We start from the raw sequence: 18,108 nt of genomic DNA, 5'->3' as shown, positions 1-18,108 counted from the left end.
AATGGAAATCCGCGATCTTAATTACTTCCGCATTTCATATGGAAAGATCTCTTTTAGTATTCTCAAATACTGGGATCAAGATCCATCCTTGGCCTACTGACTATAGGTCGAGAGTAAAAATCCTAACAATAGATGATTTTATTCCTTCTTCCCAGTATTTGAGAATACTAAAAGAGATCTTTCCATATGAAATGCGGAAGTAATTAAGATCGCGGATTTCCATTTGTTTTGGCGGAATAATTCTGCCGTTTTTTCCGCATTTTCCTTAGTGTTCCTACTTTCGTTCTCCAAATAGATCGCCTTTGTAGGAACTCCTAAGGACTGAAAGAATTGAGATGCAAAATCGGATTCTTTTCTAGTTTGGAAGAATAGATTTCCAGAGCCTCCGGTGAATACGATCCTAGGAGCTTTTTTCTTTTGGAATAATTGGACGGCATCTGTCATACGCTCTGCAGCAGATGTCAATTGAACCTGACTTTCATAGAGCGCTAAATTATCTACTGCTCCACCGAGTACTAAAATTGCGTCCGCATTCTCCAAGGTTTCCATACGGACAGGCGGATGTTTTTCTTCCAAACCTCTAACGATCCATTGTGAAAAACTGTCGGTAGAGGCAATCCAGATCACCAATGTAGGAACTAAGATCCAGATCCTATGTTTGAACTTAGGGAGTTTAAAACTAAAAATTACAAGAGCAAGCAAGGACGCAGGTAACGGAAATAGGAAGGCTCCGGCAAGTTTGGATGCGGCAAAAAAAATCGTATCCATCTTCTATTCTAGAAGGTTTCCACCTGCAGCCCAATTCTCTCTCGAAACTTCGTCGATCACGATATAGGTGGATGCAGGAGGTTTTCCCGCGACCTTAGTCAAAGTTTCGGTGAATTCTTTTGCGATTTGCTGCTTTTGTTCCTTAGTGAGAGGTCCGGCCACTTTTAGATTGATATAAGGCATATTTCCTCTTTTTGCCTGATTTTATTGCCTCAATAGTTTATTTCGAACGAGGATTACGCAACGGATTTTTTTCGAAAAACGGCAGGTTCGTTCAAGCCTGGATACCGATTTGGTATATACTGTATTTGAAATTGTGAGGAGTTTTATCCATGAAATTCGCTAAGGAAATGGCATTCTATTCAGCGTACCACCAAGAAAAAAGAAACGTGTGGATCCACGTGTTAGGAGTTCCTACCATCACCTTCACCCTGTTTTTAGTACTCAATAGATTAGAGTTAGTCAACGTATTCGGATATACCGTAACGGCAGCTACTGTGTTTGGGATCGCAGTACTTGCATATTATTTCACCTTGGACTTTATTTTTGCCGCTGCAACTACCGTTGTATTTGGTTCTTTAATGTTCTTGGCTCAGTACATTACTCTTTCTCTCACAGCGACTACTGCTTGGACTATTTTTGCGATAGCACAGCTGGTCGGTTGGGGAGCTCAATTCTACGGACATTTTATTTTCGAAAAAAGCCGTCCTGCTTTATTCGATAACCTGTTCCAAGCGGTAGTCTCCGCTCCGATCTTTGTGATCGCGGATGTTTTCTTCGAATTGGGACTTAGAAAGGATGTGCAAGAAGCTGTTAAAAAAGAATTAGCTTCCCAAGGAAAATTGAAAAATTTCAGCACTGCTCATTAACATTCTCTCTATGCTTCGGCAAACGCCTGCGTTTCAGCAGGCGTATTTCTTTCCAAAAATATTCAAAAATCCTTAAACACAAAAATGAACGGTTACGTTCGTGTTCGCTCCCAAAAAACGAGAAGGTTGTACTCCGAACATTCTTTTGAAAGTCCTGCTCAAATGGGCTTGGTCCGCGAAGCCTGCGGCATGAGAAGCTTCCGTCAGATTTCCGCCTTCTCTTAAAAGTTTTGCTGCTTCATGAAGTCTCAACCAGAGTTGGAATTGCCTTACCGGAAGGCCCATCTGCAATTTAAATACATGCATAAACCTTGTTTCGGAGAATCCCGCCTCTTTCGCCAACTCCGGAACAGATATGGATCCAGGAAGAGCGGACTTCATACGATTCGTTGCGGCTAAGATCCTAGGGTCTAAAGAAACTCTTGCAGGTTTTTCTGTACCTACTGCAGCAAGAATATCTTCGAAAAGTTCTTTTGCAGTATGGCAATTTACTTTTTCTTTAAATAGAGACTTACACCTTGAGAGAACCGGTTCTAAACTTTCGAATGGGATCTCTGAGATCCCTTTTCTTCCGAACCTTGCGGAAATGGAAGCGTAGTCTATTCCGTATGGGTCTATCTGTAGAACGATAAGATCAGAATCTTCTGCAGATAGAGTATGATAAGTGTTCGGGGCGAGAACAACCGCTTGGAATTCCAACACGTTGCCTGACTCTTCTATTACTTTAAACTTAGAAGTTAAGGATATAAGAATGGAAACGGCATAGTGAGAATGAGGATCTGTGGTCAGTCCTTTTTGAGCTAAGAATACTCTGGCTCCAAAATAGAATAATGTCCCGGTTTGAGATTCTTCCATTTCCGATTACCGGATTATAATTTTCGAACGATTCTTTCCAGGGTTTTTTCAGGCACTTCGAATGGAAAAAAATGAGATACATCATCCCATAACTCTAAAGTGGAGTTGGAATTCCCACGAATGATCCTTTTGGCGGCTGAAGGGGAGCATACTTCATATTTTTTGGGGATCGTGATGTGGGTCTCCGTTTTTATACGGCCATATTGGATCAGACTTTTGAAACTTACCGAATTAAAAATTTTTGCCTCTAATTCCGGAGGACAACATAATACCCATTGTTCTCCTTCTTTTTTGAAACAGGATCTTAAATAATCTTCAAAAGTTTCCTCAGCCCAATTGGAGAACGTAGGAGTTTTACGATAAGCTTTTCTTACGATATTCAGATCTTTGAATTCTTTTCTTCTTTTGATTGCCCCTTTTGCCAAAGGATTTCCAAATGTTATGGAAAGAAAAAGATACGGAAGATTTAAGATAACCGGATCCATTGCAAAAATTTTCTTAAAAGCTTGAGGACGTGAATAAGAAGCTAAAAGAGTACTCGCTCCTCCTAAAGAATGACCGACTCCTACTATATTTTGCAGACGTTCGGTATCGATGAGCGCAAGTATTTGGTCCCTAAAAAAATACCAATTCTTCCAATCTAAACTTGCTTGAGATTCTCCATGACCACAGAAATCCAAAGCAAGCACTCGGTATTTGTCTGAAAGTTTTCGAACTAAGTAGGAATAACAACCAGCGGAGAAGCCGTTTGCGTGAGCGATCAGGATCGGATCTTTATTCGTATCGCCTGAATCTATATAAGAGAGACGGATCCCTTGGAAGTTAAATGTTTTTCTATCCATTCAAGATTTGACCTTGCTATTTCTTTCCCTTTACTTTGGATGGACAGGAATTCGGAGTTTCGACCGAACCCCAAAAGAGGGATAATACACTCTTCCTACGGGGAGATTACAAGAAAACAATAATCGGACTTTGAGAGAGATAGATGAAAACAACTGTGGTGATCATTTTTGTAGTCGCATTATTCTTTAACGCATTAGCGAATATTTTGATTAAGGCGAGTTCTTTGGGAGATAAGACAAACTCCACACCAGGGATCGAAGGTTTGATCAAAACATTTTTGCATCCGGTGTTTTTTGCAGGACTTGTTTCTTTTGGGATCGCGTTACTCGGATATAGATGGGTATTAGGGAACGGATTGAAATTATCTTTAGCATATCCACTCTTTACTTCTGCAGGATTTATCATCGTGCTTGTTGCGTCCGCGATCTTTTTTAAAGAAGAATTGAATTGGACTCAGTGGACTGGGATTGGGCTTATACTTGCAGGTGTATGGTTGACTTCAGCAGAAATGTTCACCTGATAACATTCTTCTCGTTTTCAATTTTCAAAATTTAAAAATAAAAAACTTTTTATAAAGATACAAATCCTTCCTTACGCCGGAAAACCTCCGGCAAAAAACTTCATTTCAGCCGTCTAAATACATAGAGGATAAGCGAAAAAACTCCGTACCGATCCAAGCTTAAAGTCCTAAAACTTTAAAGGAAGGTGAGAGTTTTATGAGAACCTCCTTATCTTTATTCTGTTTATTTTTATCCTTCGCGTATTGCCAAACATCCGATCAAATTCGTCCTGTGCCAGATACTCCGATCGGATATTATGAAGGAGATCCACTTCCTCCCAAAACAGCATATCTTACTTTCGATGATGGGCCTTCGGATTGGACCTCGGATGTTTTAGATGTTCTGAAAAAAGAGAATGTACGAGCGACTTTCTTTGTTTGTGCAGCATGGCTTCCAAAAACAAACAGAAGGGAAAATAGTTTTAAGAAATATAGAAATACTTTGATCCGAATGAAAGAAGAAGGACATATCATCGGGAATCATACATTCGGCCATAGAAACTTCGAACAAATGTCCAGAGCGAAGATAGAGAACCAATTAGAAGAGAATGAGAAATTATATAAGAAGGAATTAGGAGAATATTCTGGAAATCTAACATGGATCCGTCCCCCTTTCGGTTCTCCTTTTATTAGAACTCGAAGTGAAACTTCCAAGAAAAGAGTAGGGGAAGCGCTTCAGGGAAAAGGTTTGGTATTTATGTGGACGAAGGAATTCGATTCTACGGATTCCAAGGAATGGGTAAGAGGAGAATGGTATGAGAAAGGGCCAAGGATCGATCCGGAAAATCAAAGTTTCAGAAGAAAAATGGATCGGATCTATAACTCCTTGGTCTCGAAAACGGAAGGTCAGGGGATCGTGATATTATTTCATGATACTCATCCTACTACGAAAGAAGTGTTACCATTTATTATAGAAAAATTAAAAGAAGAAGGTTATACTTTCGCTACTGCGGAAGATTATACTAAGTGGCGTTGGGGAAAAACGAGTGAAGAGTTGTTCGAAGAAGGAATCGATTGAACACTGTTTTTCAGATCAAAAAAAACTTTTCTTCTCTGCCTTCGAAACTAAACAGGTCCGAAGTTTATCATTAGGGAAGTTATAAAAATGAACAAAGGTCCACTTGCAGGAGTTAAGGTAGTAGATTTAAGCTTATTACTTCCTGGTCCTTTATGCTCCATGTATTTAGGAGATATGGGCGCAGAGGTGATCAAGATAGAGAACCCGAGAGCAATGGACGCCACAAGGGTGATGTTCAAGAAGGCAAACGGAGCTCCATCTTTGTATCTAATGTTGAACAGAAATAAAAAAGCGATCACACTCAATCTTAAAAGAGAAAAATCAAAAGAGATCTTATTCAAATTATTAGAAGACGCAGACATTTTGTTGGAAGGTTTTCGACCGGACGGGCTTTCCAAAATGGGACTCGGCTATGACGATCTAAAGGAAAAATTCCCGAAACTCATTTACTGTGGTATTTACGGTTATGGTGATTCTGGAGCATATAGAGATTTTGCGGGACATGATCTGAACTATCTATCTCTTTCGGGAGTTCTGGACCAAACTGGAAAAAATCCTCAGGCTCCTGGTTTCCAATTGGCGGACATCGGGGGAGGAACGTTAACCGCTCTTTCTTCTATTTTGGCTGCGTTATATTATCGCGAAAAAACGGGTAAAGGACAAAAGATCGCTATTTCCATGATGGAGGCATCCTTACAATTTATATCTCTTTACGGAGGGATCTATTCTGCGACAGGAAAAAGTCCGGAAGGTGGAAATGAATTATTATCCGGGAAACTTCCGAATTATTCTACATACAAAACCAAAGAAGGACGTTGGGTAGCATTGGGAGCCTTAGAAGAAATGTTTTTTAAAACATTCCTTCGACAATCCGGACTCGATTCTCATTTGGAAAAAGTGCCGATCGCAGAAACTCATTTTGCAGAATGGAAAAAGATCTTAACAGAATACTTTGCATCAAAGACCTATGCAGACTTGGAGCCTATATTTCAAAATCCTGATTCCTGTCTTACACCTGTCAAAACTATGGACGAGGTTTCCAAGGATCCAGTGATGAGAGAGAAGGGGCTGATCCTGGATCGAACTCATAAACAATACGGAGATTATATCCAATTCGGATCCCCTTTTCCATTTTCGGAAAGTAAGGTGACTTATAGAATGGACCCTCCCGATCATGGAGAGCATAATCTGGAGATCTTGAAATCATTGGGCTACTCCGAATCGGAAATAGAAGAGTTAAAAAAAGATAAAGTGATTTAATTCAATTTTTTGGCGGCTCGCAAGACAAGTCTTGCGACCGCGCTGCTACGGGCTACGCTCCGCTTCGGTCTTTCAGACTTCCCCTTCGCATCGCTGCCGCGAGGAAGTTCCTTTCTATTCGAATGACCTACTTCAGGTTGGGGCTTTTTAAGAAGTTCTTTCCATTAATAATCTTTCTTTAATATCCTTATATGCGTCTTTGATCAAAACTTTTAAAGCTGAATCATCGATTGAAATGTCTGGCTTAATTTTTACATGTCTCATATATTTTCCTTTTCCCTCTAAAAGATGTTTTGGATCTTTTAAGGAGGCGCCATGAAAGAATCCGATACTTACATGAGCCTGGAAAATTCCTACATACGCAAACGGCGCATCTTCTATGCAAACTGTTGCAAGTTCATCATGAATGAGTTCTAATACATCCGGACCGGATTTGCGTAGAATAGAAAACCATTCCTGGGCAATATTTCCTAACTCACGAGAAACTTCGGAGAACCATATATCGATCTTAGGTTCGGTTTTAACTGCTCCAGTAAATCTTAATAGAGGATAGGCCATAGTAATTTCGTAGATCTTGATAGAATACTATCTGCTTCTGGCAACTCCTTCCTTCTAACCCGGAACGCAAATTCATTTGTAGGAGCTCCTACAAGAGGATGGCGATGAAAAAGGAATTGAAAAATTTGCGATTTTATTGTATGAGAAAATTTTCCCGCCTCCCACCCCCCACCCTGAAAGGGATCTAGGGTGGGGATCTGCCTTTCTGAAAATTTTTAAATAGGAATGATATGAGTAGTTTTTAAGGACCGACTTGTTTGGCATTCTGCCACCGGTTCGGAATCTCGTTTTCTAGAGGCGCTCGATTGGGTAGGGATCTGCCTTTCGGGATTCGAAGGAATGGAATTTCCGTTTTCAATGATCGAATGAAATACTTTTGTAAGAATGGTTTTCAAAATCATTATTTGACCTAGGAATCCCTACTCGGAGAAAAAAGTTTTGGACCTAATTTAAGGCATGTCGGTCTATTCTCTTGTGAAACCGAAACAATTCTTATACCTTTTTCTTCCTTTCCTTCTCCTTGGGGCTTGTGCCGTAACTTCTAAACGATCTACCCCAATAACACAAGGAAATCCTACCGAATTTGAAACTTTGGATCTTTCCGAGAAAGGGCCGATCCGTTTTCAGAAAATCCTGGCAGCTGATTGGGTTGCAGAACGAAACGGATTGATCCATCTAAAGGACCCGAAAGCAGTAGCTGCGAATTTGGAACCTGGAAAAGAGCCGATCCAAATTTATTTTTATGTGATCGATCATCCAAAATTTGGAAGATATATCATTGATACCGGAATGTCTTCTGGTTTCCGCAAACCTCAAGAAGAATGGCCTGTCCCTGGATTTATTTCTTCTCGAATGAATGGGGATAAGTTGAAAACGAAAATTACGATCCAAGAGTGGCTGGCTAAAGATCCCAAAAAAGTAGAAGGTGCATTTCTTACTCATATGCATATGGATCATATCTTCGGGAGTTTGGACCTTCCTGCAGGAACTCCTCTGATTACTGGCCCGGGAGAATCTGCCGATTCTCGCTTCATTCATCTTTTTGTGCAATCCGCGACAGATCGGATTTTAGGTGAGAACATCTCTTTATCAGAATTAAAATTCGATACCAAAGATGGAAAGACGACTCGCATCTTGGACTACTTTGGAGATAAATCCTTCTATGTAATATATGTGCCTGGGCATACTGCAGGAAGTCTTGCATTCTTGATTAAGTCGACTAATGGATCTCAGTTGGTATTAGGGGATACCTGCCATACGAAATGGGGTTGGGAAAATCAAGTTCCTCCTGGGGAATACACAAAGGATCGAGAAGCAAATATAGAAAGTTTAAATTATCTCAAGCAGATCTCCTTGAAATTTCCTAAGATCCAAGTTCACCCCGGGCACCAAAGTATTGGTGATAAATAAAAAGAATTATAAAAAAGTTATATATTCTTAAATTTGTTCAAGAAGAACGATCTCGGAATACAAATTCATTTGTGGGAATTCCTACATGGATCTAAACGGAAGTTTTCTCTTGAATAAAATCGGAAATTGTGATACGAGATTTTCTGCAAACGAAATGAGTACCACCAACCGGCCGGCCCCCACCCCTGCGCAGCGACCCTTCGAGCGACCCATAGGAACTGAGAAGCCCGAAGGGTTGCTGAATGTAATGAAGCAAAATCTATAATAGACACGATCAGACTAAATGAAACAAAATAGGAAGCGAGCAGGCGACTGCATGGCAAGTCGTTGATCTTTAGATCAGCCGAGTTGGCCAATTGAATTGGCACTCTCTTTTTGATCGAAAATGTGTACCACCACACCGGCCCCCACCCTATGTGGGCGGGGAATATCTTTGCATAAAGCAAAAGTTTCCTAGGGCAACGAGAGCTTTTAATCTTATAGCAAGTTACAGAGAAGAAGATTGAAACTATTTCAATCTCTCGAGCACACCTTTACGTTTAACTATATTTTTATAATCCCATTGGATCTTTTTGGCCTTACTTACCCAGCGTTTTAGATCCTTCTTATTGATTTGATCTGTGCTAGTATAACGAACTTCGGCGGCTTTGAAGGATCCTTCCGGTTCCAATCCTTCTTCATCGAAAGATTGTCCGCTCCAAAATAATAATCGAATGCAAGTTTTAAGTTTGCTATAGCCTACTATTGGATTTCCTTCCAAAAACCATACCGGATGGCCATGCCAGATTTTATTTTCTGCATCCGGGAGATGAGAACTAATTTCCGATGCAAGTACTTCACAGATAAGTTTTTCTTCTTTGGTTTGTGAAGAATTGTATTTCTTAGTATCTTTATTCATAAGGGTGAATGGGCAGTAATGGAACATCTTCTTTTCGAGATGTAAAGAAGTTTTGGAATTTAGATTCCGTTGTAGGAATTCCTACATTGTTAAAAGACAGAAATTGTGCTGGATCAAAAGCTGAAAATATGCTAAGTCGAGTTTTGTGACCGTAAGGTACCGCCCTTTGAGCGACCCATAGGGAGTGAGAAAACGACCAGCCGCGCTGAGTCGCAACAAGGTACCACCGCACCGGCCCCCACCCAAAATTTGTATTTATTAAAGTGCAGCGTGTTAATTCTAAATTTTGCCTTCCTTCGGTCGGCAACCTTTCAGGAATCTCGCTTCCTACGGGTCGCTCGATTGGGCGGGGATTACTCTCCTCAATTTTCCTTTGGAACGGGGAATCCGAATTCCGCAATATAGGACTATACAGAGTCGGCAACCTTTCAGGAATCTTGCTTCCCACAGGTCGTTTGATTGGGTGGGTAGAATTTCGATCTATATAGGAGCTCTCATTGCTTTAGCAAAAGATCTTCTTAATCTTTCGCGCCTTAGCGTGAAAAAACTTTCGGAATAAATTTCGAATCTAGTACCGCGACAGCGATGCGCAGATCTTTAGTCCGGGCAAAGCCCGGATGAGCGATAGCGAAATCGAAGCAGCGCGGTCCGAACGAAGTGAGGAGTCGCCCATATCTTTCTTGTTTCTCCTCCTTTTCGGAAAAATTCGCTTATTCAATTTATTTCTGGAAAGTTTTCTCTAATAGTTAGTAACAGAACGAACGTTCTGTTTTTTATATGCATTTGAATCGCCAAAATGAGCTAAAATAACTAGAATTCCAGGAATTCTGTCCCATTAGGGATAAAATGAACGTTTATTCTTCGATGTTTTTCTTGATGGAATCGACCCTGGCGAAAAATTAGGATTAGAAACTCTCGCAAGAAGGGCAAAAATGTATCAGGAACTGACTGAGCAGCAAATCGAGATTAGGGACACGATTCGTGCTTTCGTTAAGAAAGAAATCACCCATGAAGTTGCTATCCACTGGGACGAAGAAAACAAACATCCAGAAGAACTTATCAATAGAATGAGAACCGAGCTAGGAGTCAATGGACTCACTATCCCCGAAGAATACGGTGGATGGGGACTTGGTTCTGTAGAGCAGTGTTTAGTAACTGAGGAGCTTTCCAGAGGATGCCTCGGGATCAGCCTTTGTTTCGGTTACACCGGTTTAGGGATCCTTCCTATCATGAAAGGTGCGAGCCATGAACAAAAGAAAAAATGGCTTCAACCGGTTATCGACGGAGAATACGGAGTTTCTTTCTGTCTTTCTGAGCCTGGTGCAGGTTCCGACGTTCCTGGTATGAGCACTACTGCAGTTAAAAAAGGCGACAAATGGGTCATCAACGGAACCAAACAATGGATTACCGGTGGTGGTAGCGCAGGAGCTTATACCGTTTTTGCTTACACTGATAAAGGCCGTGGAACTCGTGGAGTTTCCTGCTTCTACGTAAAACGTGATACCCCAGGTTTGATCGTTGGTAAAAAAGAAGATAAACTCGGAATTCGTGCATCTGACACTCGTCAGATCATCTTCGAAGATTGTGCAGTTGAAGAAGCTACTATGATCGGAAAAGAAAACCTCGGATTCATTTACGCTCTTCAAACTCTGAACGCTTCTCGTCCATACGTTGCAGCGATGGGAGTGGGTGTTGCTCAAGCTGCTTTAGATCACGCTTCTAAATATGCTCGCCAAAGAGAGCAGTTCGGATCCAAGATCTCCAGCTTCCAAGCGGTTCAACACATGCTTGCTGATATGTCTATCGGTGTGGAAACAGCTCGTCAGATCTGTTATCTTTCTGCTCGTATGTCCGATGCTGAAGATCCTCGTTTACCTAAATATTCTGCGATCGCTAAAGCTTATTGCTCTGAAACAGCAATGAAAGCTGCTACTGATGCGGTTCAGATCTTCGGTGGATACGGATACACTAAAGAATATCCTGTAGAAAAACTTATGAGAGATGCAAAAATCCTTTGTATCTTCGAAGGAACCACTCAGATCCAAAAGAACGAGATCGCTGCTTACGTTATTCGTGAGGCGGCTTCCGCAAAATAATTTCCTTTTTTCTAAATTAGGAAATTCTACTAAAAGGCGTCGATTCCGGCGCCTTTTTTATTTCTGCTTACTCTTACAATGTTGGAACTCCTACAAAATGATTTGGGCGGCCCCTCGCATTCCTTAGGGATTGCTCGGGTCGGGCTACGCTTCGCTTCGGTTTCTTCGAAACTTCCCCTTCGTATCCCTACCGCAGTACTAGATCGGAGATTTATTATAGAAGACTTTTTCACGCTAAGACGCAAAAGATTAAGAAGGTCTCATTTTTTAAAGTAATGATCTTCTTTTCCTTAGCGGCTTTGCGTGAACTATAATATAGGTAGGAGCCTACTATAAATATTATTTAAAATTGATGTTTGCGAAATTGTGAAGAAGAACCTAACCGTGAAAAGGGCCTTAAAAACTTACAAAAGTTTCTTTCCATATTTATCAAAATAGAACTCCGATTTACAGGCAAGGCAGAAATATTTCCCATACTTTTTAACATTTTTAGGAGTGTTACATGAAGGGCAGATAACGGTCAATGAACTTGAACTAGATTGACGAATTCTTTCTTCGTGCCGATCTAAAAAACCCAATTTTAAGAATATGTATCCGAATAGCATTCCGACCAAAAAGCCTGAGATATGTGCAGTGAAAGCGATTCCCAATCCATTCAGTAAATACAACTCTAGCGCCGACATCATAAGTTGAATACCGAACCAAAGTAGTAAACTAATCGATGCGGGGATCTCTTCAATAGAAGCCCATTTAATGTAAAACGATGTTTTTACATTCGGGAAAAGTACGTAATACATACCTAAAATTCCGGATATAGCTCCTGATGCACCTACGACAGGGTGATCGGAATTTAAATGTATTAACATATAGAGCAGATTAGCTATTACTCCTAAAACAATAAAAATGATGAGATATAATGCATGTCCGGCTACATCTTCAACATTGTCACCGAATATGTATAAGTATAACATGTTCACTATATAATGAACAATACTTGAATGGGTAAAGATACTCGCGATTACACTCAGGCTGATCTCTTGAGATGGGACAAATGCTAGATCAATAACATTTCCGAAACCCAGTATAAGTCCCATCGTTATGATTAATAATACGGTAACGATCGGAAAACGATGTCTGTAATTCGCATTCTCAGTTATGAGCATTCAAGAAATTTCCAATAGTCGGATTTAATCGATACTATCGAGCGATTTGATAAAATCTGCCAACTAAATTTATTCTCTTAGAAAGCATTGTTCGTAGAAAGAGGTGTTTTATGCTACTTCAGCATTGCTGAATACGGATTCCACGTTCCAAAGGAAAATTGAGCAGAGTAGTCCCCGCCATTTTTGGGTGGGGGCCGGTTGGTGGTACCTTCGCAGGGTTCGTTTCGCGTAACACAGATCGGATCTTTAAGCAACTAAAATTTTAGAAAGAGTTTGTAGGAGCTCCTACAAACTTTTATGTTCTATTCTTAGATTGACTAAATTTGAATTTTATGATAGTTCGAAGTCAGCTTTCCCACGGGCCACTCCCCCCAATCCCAATGAAGGGTGGGGGCGGATTTTAATTCACGTAGGAGCTCCAACATAAAAACAAATCTTGTACTAAAACTTCAAAATGCGAATTATCTGTAAGAAGGCAATTTGCCTTTCACTGCCTCTTTTAACTTCTTAGAAGCAACACCATAATAAGAAACTATTAACATATCCTTAAATAAAGAAGGATCTACCTTTTTCATTTCGACGCAGGTCCATCCTTGTTGTCCCCATTTATTATCAATCGGGTAAGCGGAACCTTTGGAAGCTGATGTGAAAAAATCCTGATCATCTTGATTGAATTTCAGAACTACTTTTTTTTCTTCTGCGTCAACCGTCGCAAATATCTTGTTTTTGATCCGAAAGGAAGTTTTTTCGAAATGAGGTTCTTCCTTTGCTTCAGGAAGAGATAAAGCTAGTTTTCTTACCTTCTCAATGGATATCATAAGTTAAGATAGTTTTGTAAAGAAGTTGGGGCAAAGTTCAATTCAAATTTTTTTCTTAGCCCGGATCCTACTTAGGGAAACAGGAGTAATCCCTAAATAAGAAGCGATATGATATTGAGGAACAAGCTCTTCTATATCCGGCCTTGTCTTAAGAAGTAATTCATATCTTTCTTCTGCACTTAAAGCTAAGAGTTCATATTCTCTTTTCGCTTTTTTTAAGAATAAATTCTCAGCGAAAATCCTACCCAATCTTTCCCATGCAATATCTTGAGAAAATAACTCCCTGAATTCGGAGAATTTTGCCACTGCAAGTTCACAGTCTGTGATTGCTCTAATATTACAGGTGGAAGGTTGTTCTGAAAGTAGATCAAAGTAAGATCCAGTAAAGTCTCCTGGAAAATTGAAACTTTTGATGTATTCGTTTCCTTGGTCAGTGAGATAGTATTCTCTCAATACACCGGAAAATACGAATGCAAATTCTGAAGCTTTAGCTCCTTGTTTCACTAAGAAATCTCCATATTCCAATTTACGGAAGGTATATAATTTTTCCGATTTTTCCCAGATTTCCTTTGGTATTGGAGAGATTCGATTCACGGTTTCGTAAATTTTTTTCCAGGTAAGAGTTTTCTGTTCCATGTAGATTTCCGTTTACGAGTTCTCTAAAGAAAGATCGCAGACGGAAATTTTACAAATCTAATTATTCTGAAAAAACTAAAAACGTCCTAGAGTGAATCCAAGAAAGGCAGGGTAACTTTCAGGAATTCCTTAGGATTTTCCGCAAAAGGAACATGGCCCGTTTTTAAAAGACTCAAACGAGAGCCTTGTATTTTTTCATGAAGCCTAGTCGCTAACTTTGGATCGATCACAGGATCGTATTCTCCCCAAATGATCAATGTAGGTGATTTTATTTTGGAGACTTGTTCTCGTAGATCATGTCTTTCATCTAAAAAACTTCTCCAAATGGCTGCATTTACTTCTTTAGCTTCTTCAATATTCTCCCTTTCTCTAATTCTAGAAAGAATGGATTCTGTGTATTTATTACGGATCTTGATGTATTGATTCGGAAAAAAATTCCAGACAAGACTTGTGAACCAAACTTTTCCTTTTAGGCTGGAGAAACTTTTAGTTAGCCAATCCGGATCATTTAAACCACCTGAGTCTACGATCACAAGGCCTTTCACCAATTCCGGTTTTTTAAGTGCCAGATTTAAAGAAGCGAATCCTCCCAATGAATTTCCGATAAATACTGCTCCTTCCGGTGACAACGATTGAACTAGGTCCGGAAGAATTTCCGCATATTCAACTGCGGAAGCGGAAGATGTGGGCTGGGGATTGTCTGAAAGCCCGTGGCCAGGCCAATCGATAGAAATCACTTTATATTTTTCTGATAAAGTTGGGATTATGGATTCATAGTCGTAATGATCATGACCTGCGGAATGGAGTAGGAAGATCGGTTTGCCTTTCCCTTCTACCCAATATGCGATCTTTCCGATTTTAGAAGGAAAAAATCCCGTTGGTTTCTTTAGGGCCGGCGTAGGCGTTTCTAATACTGTTTCCATTTTCTCACTCCCGTTACATTGCAATAGATACAAGCCGAATACAAGGCAGGTAAAATAGTATGCTGTTTTCATGGTTAGATCTTCTTATGAAAAAGAAGATCAGTCAAGAAACGAAGAGTTTAAGAAGCGAGAAAGGGATTATCCTATGTTAATCCGTTTTTATCTTGATTGCCCATTTTACTAATTTAACAACAGGGTTGATCCATTTGGAGAGCCCCTTTTGATAAGTTTGCGGAAAAAGAAGAAATGTTTCTACTGGGAAGATCAATCCTTTGTTTATTAGATCGTCTTTATTCTCGAAACTTTTGAGTTTGTCCGGATTTAATATACTATAGATCCGTGCGATCCGGTCTTCATCGATCAAAAAACTTTGCAGGTATGCAGGCTGATCTTTATGATAACCGATCAATGTTTCACTTCCATTGACCATTCCAAAATAGAAATCCAAACTATATTTGAAGCGATTATTACTGGTCCGATGGAAGAAATGAGAAACCCTTTCTTTTCCTATAATAGGAATTCTTGCTGCGTTTACTTTTCCTCCACCGTCTGACCAAAGTATGATCTCCTCTTTTAAAAAAGGAACTAATAGATCCGGATTTCCTTTGGAAGAAGCTAATAGAAAATCTCTGAAGATCTTTCTTCTCTTTTCGGAAGGGGCTTCATATCTTTTGCGATCGGATTTTAAGGCTTCTTTGGCACGTTTTAGGATTTGTCTGCAATTTTCCTGATTTTTACCTACTACCTTGGAAACGGAATCGTAATCCATCTCGAATGTTTCCCTGAGTAAAAATACGGCTCTTTCAATCGGATTCAGTTTTTCTAATAGATGTAAAAATGCGAGATCCAGTGTTTCTGAGTCGGGCTGCTCGTATACAGGTTCCGGAGCCATAGGCTCCGGTAACCATGGACCTATATAGGTCTCTCTTTTTCTTTTCGCCTTTCTGAGCGAATCTATGGAAAGTCTCGCGGCAACAGTCGATAAAAACGCTTTAGGAGACTTGATCTTTTCTTCTTTGGATCTTTCCCATCTAAGAAAAGTTTCCTGAACGATATCTTCCGCTTCCGTTACGCTTCCGGTCATCTTATAAGCGATCCCGAAGACCAAACCTTTATGTTCTATAAAATGATCTAGTCTTTCTTGGGTGCTCATTTTTCTGCCGTTACTAATCTTTCGTTTTGTTTAACTAAAAGTTTCTCTTTAGGTTGAGGAATCGAATAAAAATCGAAATACTTTTCGGCCTTAAAGGAGAAGACCGTGAATTTGCAGATAAGCTCTTTCACAATTGCTCCCAATCTTCGAGTCCAAAATTTCTCCTTAGGACTATCATCATAGTTTAAGAATTGGAATAGTCCTTCTTTTCTTCCTAAACTTACACAACGTCCTACGTATGCTAATTGGAAAGGTTTTTGTCCTATCGCGGATTTTTTCCCTAATAAGTTGGAGATCCTTTCTCCCAGATAAATTCCCATTGGAAGCGCAGTCGCACAGGCCATTCTTAAATAGGAATATTCTTCTCCGGAAACTTTTATCCCGTCACCGGCACCTATAATATTGGAATATTCAGGAACTTGCATGTATTCATTTAGATATATCTGTCCGATCTTATTGGATCCTAATCCTGAATTTTTTCCCAGATCGGAAGCGACTAAGCCCGCGGAAATGACACAATAATCATGAGGGACTTGAGTTCCGCTAGAAGTTTTGATCTTATCTTCTAACAGAAGTTCGCCTCTCTCTCCTTCGATCAGGTTTACTTTTAGATTTTTCAGCACTTCTTTCATATAAAGAACTGCGTTTGAAGAGAAATTTTTTCCGATCTTATCCGAATCCAAAAGTGTTATTTGTGCAGATGGATAGTTTTCAGCAAGTTCTGTTGCCACTTCTATTCCGGAAAGTCCTCCGCCTAATACGGTAACTTTTGCATCGGGGTGGTTGGCTAATTCCTTTCTTAAACGTTCCGAATCTTGGAAACTCGCGACCGAGAAATAATTGATCCCTTTTGTTCCTGGATCTCCTGCTCTCATTCCTGCAGTATAACCCAGGTAATCGTATTCGAAATATGTTCCATCATTTAAGAGCACTTTATTATCTTGTGGAAATATTTTTTCCACTCTTTGGATGATAAGACTTACCTTTGGATTCAATAAATTTCTGATCTGGAAATTTTTTCCATTGGTCCCTGCAATTACTTGGTGGTTTCTTATCTTTTCTCTAAAGATCGGTTCCGCAGTGATCAGAGTAATTTCTACTTCTGAATTTTTACGGGACAATCTATTTGCAGCCGCGATTCCCGCGTAACCGCCTCCGATAATCAATACTTTCTTCTTTGACATAGTTGCCTCCGGTTCTGAAAACAAGACGAAGTTGCTATCTTGCTTGTGACAAAGTATTGGATTTTCTTTGAGAAACTGTCTCAAGGAGCCTTTGGAAAGATTTTGATTAGGAGATTGACAGAGGTATTATTTCACCTATCCTGGGCACGAAACCTCATGAAGCGTATTTTTTTTCTTCTACTTATGATACTTTCTATCTTAGGATTGATTGTATGTAAGGAAAAGAAGCCGATCCCCGAGTTGGAAAAATTCGTAGTTAAGAACGTAATCCATCCAAGCAATAATCCTTATAATCAAGAGAAAGTAGAGTTAGGTAAAACCTTATACTTCGACTCCAGGCTTTCAATAAACCAAGACGTAAATTGTGCGACTTGTCACAATTCTCCTTCCATCGCAGATGGTTTTCCTAGAACTAAAATCCATAATCCTGCTCCTTCACTCACGAACGTTGCTCTATACAAGGATGTGTTCAAAGATCCGGAGGCGAGTGAACTAGAAGATATAGTGAAAGAAAAAGTACATGCTAAGCTGATGTTCCAACATGAAGCAAAATTAGCTCAGAGATTGGCGGCTATCCAAGGTTACAAAGAACTTTTCGAAAAAGCTTTCGGAACTCCTGAGATCACAGGAGAAAGGATCGTACTCGCTCTATCCACTTTTCAAAGAACGATCGTAAGTAAAAATTCAAATTTCGATCGTTTTGTTATGGGAGAAGAAACCGCTCTAACTCCTGCACAGATCCGTGGTTGGGATGTTTTTCAGAACAAAGCAAAATGTATCCAGTGTCACCAAGGGCCTAATTTTTCGGATTCCGAATTACATACTACGGGACTTGCAGGCATAAAAGATAAGGTCAGAACTCCTACATTAAGAGATGTGACCAAAAAGAAAACATTCATGCATAACGGGATTTTCGGATCTATCGAAGATACAGTGAACCATTTTGCGGAAGGTGGGCATTCAAAAGCGGTGCATGATCCTATGTTAAGACCTGCTGAATTGTCCGAGCAGGATAAGAAAGATTTGATCGAATTTCTGAAAGCGTTAGAAGGGGAACCGATCCAATTGGAAATCCCCTCTATTCCAAAAGCTTAATA

At 39.9% G+C, this 18,108-nt stretch carries 20 protein-coding genes; 8 read left to right on the top strand and 12 right to left on the bottom strand.

Annotation, left to right across the window (positions count from 1 at the left end):
- Window positions 1–38: 38 nt before the first annotated feature.
- Window positions 39–203, top strand: a complete 165-nt coding sequence (locus EHQ64_RS02375; RefSeq protein ID WP_246048517.1) for a hypothetical protein — start codon at window positions 39–41, stop codon at window positions 201–203.
- Here the strand turns inward: EHQ64_RS02375 and EHQ64_RS02370 are convergent.
- Both EHQ64_RS02370 and EHQ64_RS02365 read right to left on the bottom strand, forming a co-directional pair.
- Window positions 139–768, bottom strand: a complete 630-nt coding sequence (locus EHQ64_RS02370) for a YdcF family protein (protein ID WP_246048511.1) — start codon at window positions 766–768, stop codon at window positions 139–141. The two genes, EHQ64_RS02375 and EHQ64_RS02370, sit on opposite strands and share 65 nt — an antisense overlap.
- Window positions 769–771: 3 nt before the next feature.
- Complete coding sequence (locus EHQ64_RS02365; RefSeq protein WP_135647903.1) at window positions 772–951, bottom strand: tautomerase family protein; 180 nt, start codon at window positions 949–951, stop codon at window positions 772–774.
- A gap of 149 nt (window positions 952–1,100) precedes the next feature.
- Here EHQ64_RS02365 and EHQ64_RS02360 point away from each other — a divergent pair, with 149 nt between their 5' ends.
- Window positions 1,101–1,637 carry an Mpo1 family 2-hydroxy fatty acid dioxygenase gene (locus tag EHQ64_RS02360; RefSeq protein WP_135647902.1) on the top strand — a complete coding sequence of 179 codons (537 nt, stop codon included), beginning with the start codon at window positions 1,101–1,103 and terminating at the stop codon, window positions 1,635–1,637.
- Window positions 1,638–1,709: 72 nt separating this feature from the next.
- Here the strand turns inward: EHQ64_RS02360 and EHQ64_RS02355 are convergent, their stop codons facing one another.
- On the bottom strand, window positions 1,710–2,492 hold the full coding sequence (locus EHQ64_RS02355; RefSeq protein ID WP_135647901.1) for an AraC family transcriptional regulator: 783 nt from the start codon (window positions 2,490–2,492) through the stop codon (window positions 1,710–1,712).
- A 14-nt stretch (window positions 2,493–2,506) separates the two neighbouring features.
- Window positions 2,507–3,334 (bottom strand): alpha/beta fold hydrolase, encoded by an 828-nt coding sequence (locus EHQ64_RS02350; protein ID WP_135647900.1) that lies wholly within the window; start codon window positions 3,332–3,334, stop codon window positions 2,507–2,509.
- 143 nt (window positions 3,335–3,477) lie between these two features.
- Here EHQ64_RS02350 and EHQ64_RS02345 point away from each other — a divergent pair, with 143 nt between their 5' ends.
- From EHQ64_RS02345 to EHQ64_RS02335, 3 genes are all read left to right on the top strand, one after another.
- Window positions 3,478–3,855 carry an SMR family transporter gene (locus tag EHQ64_RS02345; protein ID WP_135647899.1) on the top strand — a complete coding sequence of 126 codons (378 nt, stop codon included), beginning with the start codon at window positions 3,478–3,480 and terminating at the stop codon, window positions 3,853–3,855.
- Between the two features lie 196 nt (window positions 3,856–4,051).
- Complete coding sequence (locus EHQ64_RS02340; RefSeq protein ID WP_135647898.1) at window positions 4,052–4,912, top strand: polysaccharide deacetylase family protein; 861 nt, start codon at window positions 4,052–4,054, stop codon at window positions 4,910–4,912.
- An 87-nt stretch (window positions 4,913–4,999) separates the two neighbouring features.
- Window positions 5,000–6,172 (top strand): CaiB/BaiF CoA transferase family protein, encoded by a 1,173-nt coding sequence (locus tag EHQ64_RS02335; RefSeq protein WP_135647897.1) that lies wholly within the window; start codon window positions 5,000–5,002, stop codon window positions 6,170–6,172.
- 147 nt (window positions 6,173–6,319) lie between these two features.
- On the opposite strand, the gene EHQ64_RS02330 is transcribed toward EHQ64_RS02335, so the two are convergent.
- The gene (locus tag EHQ64_RS02330) at window positions 6,320–6,730 is read right to left on the bottom strand and encodes a DUF1801 domain-containing protein (protein ID WP_135647896.1); all 411 of its coding nucleotides are present in this window, start codon (window positions 6,728–6,730) and stop codon (window positions 6,320–6,322) included.
- 456 nt (window positions 6,731–7,186) lie between these two features.
- Here EHQ64_RS02330 and EHQ64_RS02325 point away from each other — a divergent pair, with 456 nt between their 5' ends.
- The gene (locus EHQ64_RS02325; RefSeq protein WP_167882337.1) at window positions 7,187–8,140 is read left to right on the top strand and encodes an MBL fold metallo-hydrolase; all 954 of its coding nucleotides are present in this window, start codon (window positions 7,187–7,189) and stop codon (window positions 8,138–8,140) included.
- A gap of 508 nt (window positions 8,141–8,648) precedes the next feature.
- Here the strand turns inward: EHQ64_RS02325 and EHQ64_RS02320 are convergent.
- Window positions 8,649–9,065, bottom strand: coding sequence for a DUF1801 domain-containing protein (locus EHQ64_RS02320; protein ID WP_246048510.1), 417 nt, complete (start codon window positions 9,063–9,065; stop codon window positions 8,649–8,651).
- A 905-nt stretch (window positions 9,066–9,970) separates the two neighbouring features.
- On the opposite strand from EHQ64_RS02320, the gene EHQ64_RS02315 reads away from it, so the two are divergent.
- Window positions 9,971–11,134, top strand: a complete 1,164-nt coding sequence (locus EHQ64_RS02315; protein WP_100710386.1) for an acyl-CoA dehydrogenase family protein — start codon at window positions 9,971–9,973, stop codon at window positions 11,132–11,134.
- A gap of 404 nt (window positions 11,135–11,538) precedes the next feature.
- Here the strand turns inward: EHQ64_RS02315 and EHQ64_RS02310 are convergent, their stop codons facing one another.
- The 6 genes from EHQ64_RS02310 to EHQ64_RS02285 all read right to left on the bottom strand — a co-directional run bounded on the left by EHQ64_RS02310 (window position 11,539) and on the right by EHQ64_RS02285 (window position 17,011).
- On the bottom strand, window positions 11,539–12,297 hold the full coding sequence (locus EHQ64_RS02310) for a rhomboid family intramembrane serine protease (RefSeq protein ID WP_135647895.1): 759 nt from the start codon (window positions 12,295–12,297) through the stop codon (window positions 11,539–11,541).
- Window positions 12,298–12,758: 461 nt separating this feature from the next.
- Window positions 12,759–13,115 carry an MmcQ/YjbR family DNA-binding protein gene (locus tag EHQ64_RS02305; protein WP_135647894.1) on the bottom strand — a complete coding sequence of 119 codons (357 nt, stop codon included), beginning with the start codon at window positions 13,113–13,115 and terminating at the stop codon, window positions 12,759–12,761.
- Between the two features lie 42 nt (window positions 13,116–13,157).
- Window positions 13,158–13,751, bottom strand: a complete 594-nt coding sequence (locus EHQ64_RS02300) for a Crp/Fnr family transcriptional regulator (RefSeq protein WP_135647893.1) — start codon at window positions 13,749–13,751, stop codon at window positions 13,158–13,160.
- An 86-nt stretch (window positions 13,752–13,837) separates the two neighbouring features.
- Window positions 13,838–14,674, bottom strand: coding sequence for an alpha/beta fold hydrolase (locus tag EHQ64_RS02295; RefSeq protein WP_135647910.1), 837 nt, complete (start codon window positions 14,672–14,674; stop codon window positions 13,838–13,840).
- 148 nt (window positions 14,675–14,822) lie between these two features.
- The gene (sigJ, locus tag EHQ64_RS02290) at window positions 14,823–15,827 is read right to left on the bottom strand and encodes an RNA polymerase sigma factor SigJ (RefSeq protein ID WP_135647892.1); all 1,005 of its coding nucleotides are present in this window, start codon (window positions 15,825–15,827) and stop codon (window positions 14,823–14,825) included.
- Window positions 15,824–17,011: an NAD(P)/FAD-dependent oxidoreductase gene (locus EHQ64_RS02285; RefSeq protein ID WP_135647891.1), complete on the bottom strand. Its 1,188-nt coding sequence runs from the start codon at window positions 17,009–17,011 to the stop codon at window positions 15,824–15,826. The genes sigJ and EHQ64_RS02285 overlap by 4 nt, the downstream gene beginning before the upstream one ends.
- Before the next feature lie 156 nt (window positions 17,012–17,167).
- Here EHQ64_RS02285 and EHQ64_RS02280 point away from each other — a divergent pair, with 156 nt between their 5' ends.
- Window positions 17,168–18,106, top strand: coding sequence for a cytochrome-c peroxidase (locus tag EHQ64_RS02280; RefSeq protein ID WP_135647890.1), 939 nt, complete (start codon window positions 17,168–17,170; stop codon window positions 18,104–18,106).
- Window positions 18,107–18,108: the final 2 nt, after the last annotated feature.

Source organism: Leptospira sarikeiensis (assembly GCF_004769615.1).
Lineage (GTDB): Bacteria > Spirochaetota > Leptospiria > Leptospirales > Leptospiraceae > Leptospira_B > Leptospira_B sarikeiensis.
This window is presented reverse-complemented; position numbering and strand designations above follow the sequence as displayed.

What these genes read in the sequence shown, in the direction of transcription:
- EHQ64_RS02295 (WP_135647910.1), bottom strand. Translation starts at nt 14,674, where the DNA reads ATGGAAACAGTATTAGAAACGCCTACGCCGGCCCTAAAGAAACCAACG.
- EHQ64_RS02330 (WP_135647896.1), bottom strand. Translation starts at nt 6,730, where the DNA reads ATGGCCTATCCTCTATTAAGATTTACTGGAGCAGTTAAAACCGAACCT.
- EHQ64_RS02305 (WP_135647894.1), bottom strand. Translation starts at nt 13,115, where the DNA reads ATGATATCCATTGAGAAGGTAAGAAAACTAGCTTTATCTCTTCCTGAA.
- EHQ64_RS02335 (WP_135647897.1), top strand. Translation starts at nt 5,000, where the DNA reads ATGAACAAAGGTCCACTTGCAGGAGTTAAGGTAGTAGATTTAAGCTTA.
- EHQ64_RS02310 (WP_135647895.1), bottom strand. Translation starts at nt 12,297, where the DNA reads ATGCTCATAACTGAGAATGCGAATTACAGACATCGTTTTCCGATCGTT.
- EHQ64_RS02315 (WP_100710386.1), top strand. Translation starts at nt 9,971, where the DNA reads ATGTATCAGGAACTGACTGAGCAGCAAATCGAGATTAGGGACACGATT.
- EHQ64_RS02345 (WP_135647899.1), top strand. Translation starts at nt 3,478, where the DNA reads ATGAAAACAACTGTGGTGATCATTTTTGTAGTCGCATTATTCTTTAAC.
- EHQ64_RS02375 (WP_246048517.1), top strand. Translation starts at nt 39, where the DNA reads ATGGAAAGATCTCTTTTAGTATTCTCAAATACTGGGATCAAGATCCAT.
- EHQ64_RS02350 (WP_135647900.1), bottom strand. Translation starts at nt 3,334, where the DNA reads ATGGATAGAAAAACATTTAACTTCCAAGGGATCCGTCTCTCTTATATA.
- EHQ64_RS02325 (WP_167882337.1), top strand. Translation starts at nt 7,187, where the DNA reads ATGTCGGTCTATTCTCTTGTGAAACCGAAACAATTCTTATACCTTTTT.
- sigJ (WP_135647892.1), bottom strand. Translation starts at nt 15,827, where the DNA reads ATGAGCACCCAAGAAAGACTAGATCATTTTATAGAACATAAAGGTTTG.
- EHQ64_RS02300 (WP_135647893.1), bottom strand. Translation starts at nt 13,751, where the DNA reads ATGGAACAGAAAACTCTTACCTGGAAAAAAATTTACGAAACCGTGAAT.
- EHQ64_RS02370 (WP_246048511.1), bottom strand. Translation starts at nt 768, where the DNA reads ATGGATACGATTTTTTTTGCCGCATCCAAACTTGCCGGAGCCTTCCTA.
- EHQ64_RS02365 (WP_135647903.1), bottom strand. Translation starts at nt 951, where the DNA reads ATGCCTTATATCAATCTAAAAGTGGCCGGACCTCTCACTAAGGAACAA.
- EHQ64_RS02340 (WP_135647898.1), top strand. Translation starts at nt 4,052, where the DNA reads ATGAGAACCTCCTTATCTTTATTCTGTTTATTTTTATCCTTCGCGTAT.
- EHQ64_RS02355 (WP_135647901.1), bottom strand. Translation starts at nt 2,492, where the DNA reads ATGGAAGAATCTCAAACCGGGACATTATTCTATTTTGGAGCCAGAGTA.
- EHQ64_RS02360 (WP_135647902.1), top strand. Translation starts at nt 1,101, where the DNA reads ATGAAATTCGCTAAGGAAATGGCATTCTATTCAGCGTACCACCAAGAA.
- EHQ64_RS02320 (WP_246048510.1), bottom strand. Translation starts at nt 9,065, where the DNA reads ATGTTCCATTACTGCCCATTCACCCTTATGAATAAAGATACTAAGAAA.
- EHQ64_RS02280 (WP_135647890.1), top strand. Translation starts at nt 17,168, where the DNA reads ATGAAGCGTATTTTTTTTCTTCTACTTATGATACTTTCTATCTTAGGA.
- EHQ64_RS02285 (WP_135647891.1), bottom strand. Translation starts at nt 17,011, where the DNA reads ATGTCAAAGAAGAAAGTATTGATTATCGGAGGCGGTTACGCGGGAATC.